This is a genomic window from Streptomyces sp. Pv4-95, assembly GCF_045782725.1.
Taxonomy (GTDB): domain Bacteria; phylum Actinomycetota; class Actinomycetes; order Streptomycetales; family Streptomycetaceae; genus Streptomyces.
Map to the genome: position 1 here is coordinate 121896 of NZ_CP127172.1, position 11834 is coordinate 133729.

Consider the following 11834-nt stretch of genomic DNA (forward strand, 5'->3'; position numbering starts at 1 on the left):
GTTTCGGTCCTGGTCATGTGGAACACTTCAACAGGTGATCAGCGCATCCGCCCGCCTGCTGCGATTGACCTCCTTGCTGGTCGCCCGGCCGCAGTGGACCTGCGGTGAGCTGGCCGACCGGATGGCGGTCACCGAGCGCACGGTACGGCGGGACATCGCCAAGCTCCGGGAACTCGGCTACGCCGTCGAGTCCGAGCCCGGGCCATGGGGCGGATATCGCCTCCGTGCCGGTTCCCGGGTGCCGCCGCTGATCCTCGATGACGAAGAAGCACTCGCCGTGGCTGTCGGGCTGCGCGAGGCGGCGCTGAGCGGCGCTCTCGGTGGCGACCAAGCCGCACTGTCGGCGCTGCTGAAACTGCAGCAGGTGCTGCCGCAGCGGATCGCGGACCGGCTGGGCGAGATGGACGCCGCCTTCGTGCACACTCCCAGACCCGACGAGCCTCAGATCACGCCCGGCATGCTGCTGGAACTGGCCGCCGCATGCCGCCGGGGTGAGCGCGCCCGCCTCTCGTACCGCGACTGGGAAGGCCGGGCCACGATCCGGGAGGTTGACCCCTACCGCCTGGTCCACACCGGACGCCGCTGGTACTTCGTCGCCCGAGATGTGACACAGGGTCAATGGCGGACCTTTCGGGCCGACAGGGTCGACCAACTACGGCCAACCGGGCACCCGGTGGAGCTCATCGACCCGCCCGACCCGGCGCTGCTCGTCTCCCGCTCCGTCGCGACCGGCCCCTACCCGCTCTCTGCGACTATCCGCCTCCCGGTGTCCATGGACCAGGCACTGCGGCTGATCCCGTCGACGGTCGGTACCCACCGTCCCGAAGGCCCCGACGCCACGATCGTCGACATCGGCGGTCCCGACGCGGACGGGCTCGCCAGGTACCTCCTCAGCCTGGCCACACCCCTGCGAGTCCTGTCACCGGCGGCAGTACGGCAAGCGCTGCTGCGCCGTACCCAGGAACTCTTCGAGGACAACGCGCATGGTCCGCCAGGGATGAGCTTTGGAGACGCTGACGCGAGGGACGGTCGTTCAGCTTGATCGGGCGGGCGCTCGGGGCCGATGCACGGCGCCGCCAGTCCGCTACCAGAGCGGCGGCGTCCTCCTCACCCCGCAGACGCGATCAGAGCGGCATCTGACCAGCGGAGAGTGGGAGGAGATGTCCCGCAGCATCGCCACTGGAGGATTTCCCCGGCAGTTGTCCAGGCATCTGGGCAGGCCGTCTTCGACTGTCTCCCGCGAGATCGCCCGAACGGCGTCGGGGGCGCCTACCGTGCCGCGTCCGCCGATGTGGCCGCGTAAGCGCGTGGGCGCCGGTCCAAGCAGGCCAGGCCCGTCCAGCGGCGCCCTCGGCGCGCGGGAGAGCCGAGCTGGCTCTGCATTGCTCCCCCGAGCAGATCGCAGGCTGGCTATGACCGGCGTTCGAAGACGTTACGGCGCCGGTAGACAGCCCTGCTGAACCCGCGCAGGGACATTCACAGCGAGGCGTCTGCCTCCCGCGCCGGCGGAGGTATGCGCGGAATCCGCAGGCTGAGGAGCCCATCCCGCGACGTGTTCGGGGCGGGCCCGGGGCTGCCCGGTGCCCGACGTAGCTGCGGTCACCGAGCAGAGCATCGGGTCTGCGTCTTGGCCCTCCGAGAAGGCGGTGATCACTCAAGGGCGATAGGGCGGTACCGGGAGGGCGATCGGCGGCCGCTCACCCCCCTGTGCTCTCCCGCACCTTCAGCTCGTGGCCCACCACATGGCCCTGCAGCGGGCCCGTCGCCGGCTCGTCGATCCGGTCGAGCAGGAGCGCCACGGCGGCGCGGGCGATCGCCTTCTTGTCCGGGGACACCGTGGTCAGGCTCGGCACGCTGAAGCGGGAGGCTTCGATGTCGTCGAAGCCGACCACGTCCAGGTCGCCGGGGACGCTCCGACCCAACTCGTACAGGGCGCGCAGCGCTCCGAGCGCGAGGTGGTCGTTGAGGCAGAGCAGCGCGTCCGGGCGCTGGTCGGAGCCCATGAGCGCGGCCGCTGCCCGCGCTCCGTCCGTCCAGTGGTACGCGTCCACCGGCACCACGAGGTCGCCGTTGAAGGGGATCCCCGCCGCCTTCAGCGCCTCGCGGTAGCCGTCGGTGCGTAGCCGGTCGGTGCCCTGGGGGCCGCGCACCTTGCCGCCGACGACGGCGATGCGGCGCCGACCCCGTGCGAGCAGGTGCTCGGTGGCCTCGCGCGCGGCTCGCACGTTGTCGATGGCGACATGGTCGGTACTGCCCTCGGCGGGGCGTTCACCGAGCAGGACGACCGGCAGTCCGCGGTCGCGTGTGGCGAGATCGCGGGGCTGCAGGGCGAGCGGGCTGAGGATCACGCCGTCGGTGAACTGCGCGTCGAAGCCGTGCAGGGCGGCGAGTTCCCGCTCACGGGCGCCGCCGGTCTGGTGCAGAAGCACCGTCCGGCCCCGGCGGTCGGCCTCGACCATCACGTGCTTGGCCAGTTCGGAGAAGTACGCGACGTCGAGTTCGGGCACGGCAAGGGTGATCATGCCCGTGCGGCCCTGGCGGAGCTGGCGTCCGGCGATGTTGACGCGGTAGCCGAGGGCGTCGATGGCCTCGCGTACGGCCTCGCGGGTCCGGTCCGACACGTGCTCGAAGTTGTTGATCACGTTGGAGACGGTCTTGGGCGAGACGCCCGCGTACTCCGCCACGTCCTTGATCCTGGGTCTGGCCGCCACGCTGCTCATACCTTCCGTCTGCCGTCCGCGATCGTATCGAGCATCACGAATCGGTTTCGGGCCGGAGCCTCGGCCGCTCCGATATTTACATCGATGTAACCGCCATGGTGCCATGAGCCCGCACCGAGTGGCACCGCACCCACGAGCGAGGAGCACCATGCCCGTTCCGTACGCCCAGGGCCTGCCGCGGCCGGAATATCCGCGCCCACAGTTCGCCCGCGAGACCTGGCTCAATCTCAACGGCGAGTGGCAGTTCGAGATCGATCGCGCGGACACCGGGCGCGAACGGGGCCTGTGTGAGCGTGAGTTGAACGGTGTCATCACCGTGCCGTTCTGCCCAGAGTCGGAGCTGTCCGGAGTCGGCGAGACCGACTTCCTGGAGGCTGTCTGGTACCGGCGGACCGTGACCGTGCCCGCCGAGTGGGCCGACGCCCGGGTGCTGCTGCACTTCGGGGCCGTGGACCACGACACGACCGTATGGGCGGACGGCGTGGAAGTGGCGCGGCATCGCGGTGGGTTCACCCCGTTCACCGCCGATCTCGGCGAGGTGGCCGTGGCCGGGCGGGAGTTGACGCTCGTGCTGCGGGCCCGCGACAGCCGGCATGGCCCGCAGGCCCGCGGCAAGCAGGCCACCTGGTACGCGAACACGCACTGCCACTACACCCGCACGACCGGCATCTGGCAGACCGTGTGGCTGGAGCCGGTGCCCCGGACCATGGCGCTGAAGCGGCCGCGCATCACGCCGGACCTGGCGTCCGGCGCGTTCTTCCTGGAGCTGCCCCTGACCGGGAACGCGCCCGGGCATCGGGTCCGCGCGACCCTGGCGGACGAGCAGGGCGCCATCGTCACCGCCGAGGCCCGCGCCGATCTCGACTTCAGCCCCCGCCTCGCCCTGTGCGTTCCCGAGGATCGGCTGCGCGTCTGGTCGCCGGGCGACCCGCACCTGTACGACCTCACGATCGAGGTCCTCGACGGGGAAGGGGCGACGGTGGACCGGGTCCGGTCCTATGCGGGCCTGCGCTCGGTCTCGGTCGACGGCAAGCGGCTGCTCCTGAACGGCGCACCCGTCTTCCAGCGTCTCGTGCTCGACCAGGGCTACTACCCGGACGGCCTGATGACCGCGCCGAGTGACGCGGACCTCGTACGCGACATCGAACTCGGCCTGGCCGCAGGCTTCAACGGCGCCCGGCTGCATCAGAAGGTCTTCGAGGAGCGGTATTTGTACCACGCGGACCGGCTCGGCTACCTGGTGTGGGGCGAGTTCGGCGACTGGGGCTGCGAGGTCGGCGTGCGCGACGACAATCAACGCCCCGACGCCGGCTACGTCACACAGTGGCTGGAGGCCCTGGAGCGGGACTACTCCCACCCCTCGGTCGTCGGATGGTGCCCGCTCAACGAGACGTACCAGCATCTGCACGACCGCATCACCCAGCTCGATGACGTCACCCGGGCGATGTTCCTGGCCACCAAGCTGGCCGACGGCACCCGCCCGGTCATCGACGCATCCGGCTACGCGCACCGGGTCCCGGAGACCGACGTGTACGACTCGCACTGCTACGAGCAGGACCCCACTGCCTTCGCCAAGATCATGCACGGGCTCGCGCAGGACGAGCCGTACGTGAACGCGGGGCCCGACGGTCGCCCATGGTCCGTCCCCTACGGCGGACAGCCCTATTTCTGCAGCGAGTTCGGCGGCATCTGGTGGGACCCACGGGCGGCCGCCGAGGCAGCGGGCGACGAGGTCGACTCTTCCTGGGGGTACGGCGAACGGCCCCGCAGCGCGCAGGAGTTCATCGACCGCTTCACCGGCCTGACGGGGGTGCTGCTCGGTAACCCGGACATGTTCGGCTACTGCTACACCCAGCTGACCGATGTCTTTCAGGAGCGCAACGGCATCTACCGTTTCGACCGCGGCGAGAAGGTCGACACCGCCCTGTTGCGGGCCGCGCAGCTGCGTCCCGCGGCCTTCGAAGGCTCGCACTAGCTCAGCCATTGGCCCTTACATCGATGTAATTTCCGGGTGGCGGTGGCTCCGTCCGCCGCAGCCCGGGGAAGGAGCCGGATGACCGGCACACCTGCTCCCGTCGGTCGCACCGCGCTCACCCGGCGACGCGCGCTCACCACCGCGCTCGCCGCCGGGGCCACGGTCCTGGGCGCCGGGGCGCTCAGCGGCTGTGACAGCGCGTCGGCGGCCGGCGAGTCGGCCGTCCGCCTCTGGGACCTGTTCAGCGGGGCCGACGGCGCCCTGCTCAACGACATGGTGCGCGCGGCACGGCCCGGCATGCCGGGCACCCGCATCGAGCGCACCGTCCTGGAGTGGGGCACCCCGTACTACACGAAACTCGCCATGGCCTCGGCCGGCGGACGCGGCCCTGACGTCGCCGTCGCACACATGTCGCGTCTTGCGGGGTACGCGCCGACCGGCCTGGTGGATCCGTGGGACCTGGACCTGCTGGCCGAATTCGGCGTCCGACGCGAGGACTTCGCCGACGCGGTGTGGTCACGTACCCAGTACGAGGGCAGGACCTACGCGGTCCCCCTCGACACCCACCCGTTCATCGTCTTCTTTCACCCCGAGCCGGTGCGGAAAGCCGGGCTCCTCACGAAGGACGGCACGCTCGACGTGGACGCGTTGTCCTCCCCCGACCGCTTCCTCGCGGCGGGCAAGGAGCTGGCGAGGGCATCCGGGAAGCAGGGCATCGCCTTCGGATACGTCACCGACACCGCCCAGGGCTGGCGTTTGTTCTACGGCCTGTACCGGCAGACGGGCGGCGCGTTCACGCTCCCCCCAGGCGGTCCTGCAGAGGTGGACGTGGACCGGATGGCCGAGGTCATCGCGTTCATGGCCAAGGTGGTGGACGGCCGCGTGAACCCCAAGCGGCTCGACTACAACGCCGGCCTGGCAGCGTTCACCAACCGGCAGACCGCGATGACCCTGTCGGGCGAGTGGGAGCTGGGCACGTACCGGGCCGCGGACAAGAACGTGGGCGCCGCCCCGTTCCCCACCGTCTTCGGCACCCCGGCCGTCTACGCCGACTCGCACGCCTTCGTCCTCCCCCACCGCGACCACCCCGAAGCCGCGCACCGCCGCCGGGCGCACCGGGCAGTGGCGGCGCTCCTGAAGGCCGGTCAGATCTGGGCGACGGCGGGCCACATTCCCGCTTACCAACCGGTCACCCGGACGACGGAGTACGCCGGCCTGCTGCCCCAGGCGCATTACAAGACGGCCGCCGACCACGTCGTGCTCGACCCGGCGGTCTGGTTCGCCGGCGCGGGCTCCGACTTCCAGAACGCCATGTCGCAGGTGCTCCAGCAGGCCCTGCTCGACGGTCTCGCCCCGGACCGTGCGGCGCGTGCGATGGTGCGTCGCCTGAACACCTTCCTAGCCAAGCCCAGCCCGGCCTGACCGGCCGCGCGCCCCCTCAGGAGGCACCACGATGTCCTCTCCCCACGCCTCGCCCCGGCCAGGGGGGTCGGTGCGGCGGCTGCTGCTGCCCCCCGGCCTGCTCTTCGCGCTGCCCTTCCTCGCCCTGTTCGCGGTGTTCATGCTCTGGCCGCTGGGCCAGGGCCTGTGGATGAGCCTGACGGACCGGGCCCTGTCGGCGCACACCCCCTCCTTCGTCGGCCTCGGCAACTTCACCGAGGCGATCCAGGACGCGGAGATGTGGCGGGCGCTCGGACACACCGCGTGGTTCACCCTCATCTCGACCGTGCCGCTCGTCGTCGTGGCGCTCGTCATGGCCCTGCTCGTGCACACCGGGTTGCCCGGTCGGTGGATATGGCGGCTGGCGTTCTTCGCGCCGTATCTACTGCCCGTCGGTGTCGTCGGTCTGCTGTGGATCTGGCTCTACCAACCCGACCTCGGCCTCTACAACCACCTCCTCGACGCGGTCGGGCTCGGTCAGCTCTCCTGGCTCAGCGACGAGTCGGTGGCCCTGTGGGCGATCGCACTGACCACGCTGTGGTGGACGGTCGGCTTCAACTTCCTGTTGTATCTGGCCGCGTTGCAGTCGGTCCCTGACCACCTGTACGAGGCCGCGGCGATCGACGGCGCCGGGGCATGGCGGCGCCTGAGGTCGATCACGCTGCCTCAACTGAGCCGCATCACAATGGTGATCACCGTGTTGCAGATCCTGGCCTCCCTGAAGGTCTTCGACCAGGTCTATCTGCTCACCAAGGGCGGCCCGAACAACTCGACGCGTCCCGTCGTCGAGTATGTCTACGACGTCGGCTTCACCGGATACCGGCTCGGTTACGCCTCGGCGATCAGCTACCTCTTCTTCGCCCTCGTTCTCCTCGCGTCCGCCGCCCAGTTCCTCGCACTCCGCCGCCGGGAGAAGTGACCATGACCGCCACCGATGCCCCCGCCGACACCGCTTCCGATCCCCGGGCCGCCCGGCCCCTGCGCACATCGAGGCCACCGCGGCGTCCTGCCCGGTCGCATACGAACCTGACGCTCGGGGCGAGCCGGACGGCGCGCACGCTCGCCCTCGCCGCGCTGGCGGTGGCAGCCCTGGTCTGGCTGCTGCCCATGGCGTGGGCGCTGCTGACGGCGTTCAAATCCGAGCGGGACGCCAGTGATCCGCTGCACTGGCTGTGGCCGGAGCACGGCTTCACCCTCCAGGGATTCAGCAGCGTGTGGGAGCGCGGAGCCCTGCCGCTGTGGATGCTCAACAGCCTGCTCATCTCCTCGGCCGTCACCGTGGTCACCGTCCTGGTCTCCGCCATGGCGGGGTACGCGTTCTCCCGCACGCTGTTCGCCGGCCGCCGCACGCTCTTCGTCCTCACTGTCGCGGCCGTGCTGGTGCCGCCGCAGATCCTGATCGTGCCGTGGTTCCAGCAGATGCTGACGCTGCACCTGCTGGACACCTACGCGGCGGTGATCCTTCCGCAGACGGTGGCGCCGGTGATGGTGTTCATCCTGAAGAAGCACTTCGACTCGCTGCCGCGGGAGTTGGAGGAGGCGGCCAGGATCGACGGCGCGGGGCACTGGCGGATCTTCTGGTCCGTGCTGCTGCCACTGTCGCGGCCGATGCTCGCCGCCGTGGCGATCTTCGTGTTCATCGGCGCATGGAACAACTTCCTGTGGCCGTTCGTGTCGACCTCCGATCCGTCGCTGATGACGCTGCCCGTCGGGATCACGTCGGTGAAGGACGCGTACGGCGTCCAGTACGCGCAGTCGATGGCCTCGGCCGTGCTGGCCGCGCTGCCGCTCGTGGCGGTGTTCGTGTTCTTCCAGCGGCACATCGTGCAATCGGTGGCGACCACGGGCCTCGGCGGACAGTGACTGCCCGCCCCCGACTCGCCTGCGCACACCCTGCGTTGACACTCCCCCGGCCCCTTCCCTACGGTCCTGAAGCAATGCACTTACATCGATGTAAGGGATTCGCCCATGCGCGCCCGCTACCGCACGCCACTGCTCGCCGCTCTCCTGACCCTGCTCGTCGGCCTGGTCTGCGCACCGGAGGCCACCGCGGGGCGCGAGGCGCCCAACGCTGCCGGTACCTTCCGTAATCCGCTCAACACCGGCCCCGACCCCTTCGTTTCGTACGCGAAGGGGGCCTACCACCTCACCACGACTCAGGGCGACAGCATCAAGATGTGGCGTTCGCCGTCCCTGAGCACGCTGCTCGACGCCGACCCGATCACGGTGTGGACGGACACCGACGCCTCCCGCAACCAGCACATCTGGGCCCCCGAGTTCTACCGCTTCGGTGACCGCTGGTACCTGTACTACACGGCGGACGACGGCACGGACGACCATCACCGGCTGTACGTCCTGGAGTCGGAGAAGGACGACCCGGCGGGCCCGTACCACTTCAAGGCGAAGCTCACCCCGCCCAACCACGCGAACGACTTCGCCATCGACCCGGGCATCCTCCAGCACAACGGCCGCCTCTACCTCGCGTACAGCGGCATCAACGCGTACCAGCACAACGGCCTGAACATCGCGCCGATGTCGAACCCGTACACCGTCTCGGGCGACGCGGTCGCGATCAATGGGGCCGGGGGCTGCCCCGAGGTGCGCGAAGGCCCCGAATTCCTGAACCGCAACGGCCGTACCTGGATGACGTATTCGACCTGCGACACCGGCAAGCCCGACTACCAGGTCTGGATGATGTCACTGCCCGACGGCGCCGACCCGCTCGTCCCCGGCAACTGGTCGCAACACTCGGGCCCCGTCTTCTCCCGCGCCGACGACCGCGGCGTGTTCGGCCCCGGACACCACGCCTTCTTCAAGTCCCCCGACGGCAAGGAGGACTGGCTGATCTACCACGCCAAAACCACGGCGGTGAACACCTACAGCGACCGCACGACCCGCGCACAGAAGATCAGTTGGAACGCCGACGGCAGCCCCGGCCTCGGCGCTCCCATGGCGATCGGCGCGACGCAGGACCTTCCGTCCGGCGACCCGGGCTCCGGCACCTACTGGATCAACGACGACGGCCGCTCCAGCGGCCCCGGGACAGTCGCGTACACCGGCACGTGGAACTCCGGCACGGGCTGCGCCACGCAGTGCTTCTGGAGCGACGACCACTGGAGTGACCAGGCCGGCAACACCGCGACGTACACCTTCAAGGGCACCCGGATCGCGCTGCTCTCCGTCCGCGACACGGGCAACGGCATCGCGGCGATCAGCGTGGACGGCGGCCCGGAGAAGCGCGTCGACTTCCACGGCGCGATCCGCACCGGCGAGACGCTCCAGTACCTCAGCCCGCGCCTGGCGAACGGCGAGCACACCCTGCGGGTCCGGGTGACGGGCGAGCACAACGGGTCGTCCGGGGCCGCCTTCGTGAGCGTGGACCGGGCCGAGGTGTACACGGACTGAGGTGCAGCCGCACGACGCCGACGCGAAGCCCGGGCTGGCGCGGCGACCTTTCTTCAGGTCGCGGGCAGCCCGGGCCCAGGGCACGGAGGCTTCCGCCAGTGGGTGACCGGCGCGGCCAGGGGACGATCGACGGGCGGGCCCACATCCCACGAGCGCCCCGGCCTGCGGTCCTCGTGCACCAGCATCTCCCTCTCCTCCCGGAGCGCGGGGACGAGGTGAACGCCCGACAAAGGTGGTGCGGATACTGTCGGGTGAGCGGGACCGGTGCCGCCCCACGATGGCGGCATGGATGACACGACCTTGGTGACCCGCTTCCTCCGCGACGGCTTCGTGAAGCTGGAGGGCGCCGTCGCACCGCGCGTGGCCGCGGACTGCGCCCGGCTGCTGTGGCGGGAGACGGGCTGCGATCCGGACGATCCAGCGACGTGGACGCAGCCCGTGCACTGGGTGGCCGGCATGGCGCAGGGGCCATTCGCCGCCGCACCCAACTCCCCGTCCCTACACCGCGCGTACGACCTGCTGGTCGGCGAGGGGTGCTGGGAGCCGCGCTACTCGCTGGGCACCTTCCCTTTGCGCTTTCCGCACGCGGAGGAGCCGGCGGACGCCGGCTGGCACATCGAGGGGAGCTATCTGCCGGAGGGCGAGAGCTGGTACTTCACAAATCTGCGCTCCCGGGGCCGGGCGCTGCTGATGCTGTTCCTGTTCAGCGAGGTGGGTGAGGAGGACGCCCCGACCCGGATCCGGATCGGCTCTCACCTCGACGTGCCGAAGGTGCTGGAGAAGTACGGCGAGGACGGGGCCAGCGGGCTGGACCTTGCGCCCGATCTGGTGGCGGCGTCCGACCACCGGCCACTCGCCCTCGCCACCGGGTCCCCGGGTGACGTCTATCTGTGCCATCCGTTCCTGGTGCACGCGGCGCAACCGCACCATGGAGTCCGGCCGCGCTTCATGGCCCAGCCGCCGCTGCTGCCGGCCGCGCCGTACGCATGGGAACGGAGCGACGGCGCGTACTCACCCGTGGAAACCGCCATCCGTCGGGGCCTGGGAATGGACTCCCCCGGTCCGGACGGGGCCGGCACTCATCGAAGCGCTGAGTAGCCATGCTGCACCGTTCCTGAACCGGGCGGAGAACCGGTGCCCGGGCAGCGGCACGTCCGGCAACGCCACACCAGCGTTTCCCACGGGCCGACCATATCCGGGCCGCTGCCGACCACATCCGCTCCAATGTTCTCGATGGCGGCAACGCCGGCACGCCCGATCGGTCCTCCCGCCGCGTGCTGCATCGTCATCACCAATACCGGGCGTGTCCTCGCTGTGTGCACCTGGGCTTCGGTGCGAACCGGTCTGCGCCGGCTCACCGGGCAGAGGTCGGCACGGCTGCGTGCGGACATGCTCCCTCTGAAGGGATCCGGCACTGGCGGAAGAAGAGCAAGGTCGAGCTGCCCTTCGCCCCGACCAACGCCCCCTGGGCCGACCGATCGAGGCCCACTTCGGCCCGCCCGCTGCGGCAGTCCACCATCGCCAACCCTGAGCACCCCAACCACACCGTGCAGACCCGAGCCCTGCACGGCTGGCTGCTGGGGCGGGCACTCGCCGGCTGCCGCGGCCTGACCACCGCGCCGGACGCCAGGGTCACAGCTCAGCGTTCTGCCGTGAACCCGCACCTCAAGCTGGTGGAACCCGGCAGGCAGGGACCTCGAAGACGAGTTCGAGGCCGTCCTCCTCATCCCACTGCTCTCCGACCTCAACGAAGCCGAAACCCGAGATCGTGGCCAGGGATGCCACATTGTCGGGGCTGATCGTCGCCCGCACGGTCGTAACTGCGGGTTCCGCTGCTGCCCGGCGAAGCAACTCGATCAGCGTGGATCGGGCATACCCCTGGCGGCGGAAGCCGGGAGCGACGGAATAGCCGATCTCGACCATCCCGACCTCATCGGGCGGTCCGTGGAACCCGGCATGTCCGACGACCAGGCCCTCATCGCCGACGACCACCTGCCGTACCATCCACCGCCCATGGCCGGGTTCGGCGGCCATCTGGTCGAGCCGGAACCGCCACAGCCACCGCGCCCCGTCGGTCACGAAGTACTCGGTCAGGGAAACCCCGGACATCCTGCTGGCTCCGGACAGGTCTCCAGCCAGCAAGGCGGACATCGCCCCACCGGACAGCTCAACAAAACGGACACTTTTCGGGCTCCGCGTGAGCGGCCTCCGGCGATCGGCTTCATCTGTCACGTGCGGATGCTCACCGACTGACCCGAAAGATGTCCAGCGATTTCGAAGCAGTCCGGCAACCA

Annotated in this window: 9 protein-coding genes; 7 read left to right on the forward strand and 2 right to left on the reverse strand. The window is 70.0% G+C overall.

Features of this window, described 5'->3' with window-relative positions; translation table 11 throughout:
- The first annotated feature begins 34 nt into the window (after positions 1-34).
- Positions 35-1042, forward strand: a complete 1008-nt coding sequence (locus QOM21_RS00565) for a helix-turn-helix transcriptional regulator (RefSeq protein WP_407547503.1) — start codon at positions 35-37, stop codon at positions 1040-1042.
- Between the two features lie 655 nt (positions 1043-1697).
- On the opposite strand, the gene QOM21_RS00570 is transcribed toward QOM21_RS00565, so the two are convergent.
- A complete protein-coding gene (locus tag QOM21_RS00570; protein ID WP_407547504.1) occupies positions 1698-2720 on the reverse strand; it encodes a LacI family DNA-binding transcriptional regulator in 1023 nt (340 codons plus the stop codon).
- Between the two features lie 148 nt (positions 2721-2868).
- On the opposite strand from QOM21_RS00570, the gene QOM21_RS00575 reads away from it, so the two are divergent.
- The 6 genes from QOM21_RS00575 (at position 2869) to QOM21_RS00600 (ending at position 10638) form a co-directional block, all read left to right on the forward strand.
- Complete coding sequence (locus QOM21_RS00575; protein ID WP_407547505.1) at positions 2869-4695, forward strand: glycoside hydrolase family 2 protein; 1827 nt, start codon at positions 2869-2871, stop codon at positions 4693-4695.
- Between the two features lie 78 nt (positions 4696-4773).
- Entirely contained in the window at positions 4774-6117 is a 1344-nt protein-coding gene (locus QOM21_RS00580; protein WP_407547506.1) for an ABC transporter substrate-binding protein, read from the forward strand.
- Positions 6118-6148: 31 nt separating this feature from the next.
- Entirely contained in the window at positions 6149-7054 is a 906-nt protein-coding gene (locus QOM21_RS00585) for a carbohydrate ABC transporter permease (RefSeq protein ID WP_407547507.1), read from the forward strand.
- A 2-nt stretch (positions 7055-7056) separates the two neighbouring features.
- Entirely contained in the window at positions 7057-7998 is a 942-nt protein-coding gene (locus QOM21_RS00590) for a carbohydrate ABC transporter permease (protein WP_407547508.1), read from the forward strand.
- Positions 7999-8103: 105 nt separating this feature from the next.
- Positions 8104-9540 carry a glycoside hydrolase family 43 protein gene (locus QOM21_RS00595; protein WP_407547509.1) on the forward strand — a complete coding sequence of 479 codons (1437 nt, stop codon included), beginning with the start codon at positions 8104-8106 and terminating at the stop codon, positions 9538-9540.
- A gap of 285 nt (positions 9541-9825) precedes the next feature.
- Positions 9826-10638, forward strand: coding sequence for a phytanoyl-CoA dioxygenase family protein (locus QOM21_RS00600; RefSeq protein ID WP_407547510.1), 813 nt, complete (start codon positions 9826-9828; stop codon positions 10636-10638).
- 567 nt (positions 10639-11205) lie between these two features.
- On the opposite strand, the gene QOM21_RS00605 is transcribed toward QOM21_RS00600, so the two are convergent.
- A complete protein-coding gene (locus QOM21_RS00605; RefSeq protein ID WP_407547511.1) occupies positions 11206-11772 on the reverse strand; it encodes a GNAT family N-acetyltransferase in 567 nt (188 codons plus the stop codon).
- Between the last annotated feature and the right edge of the window lie 62 nt (positions 11773-11834).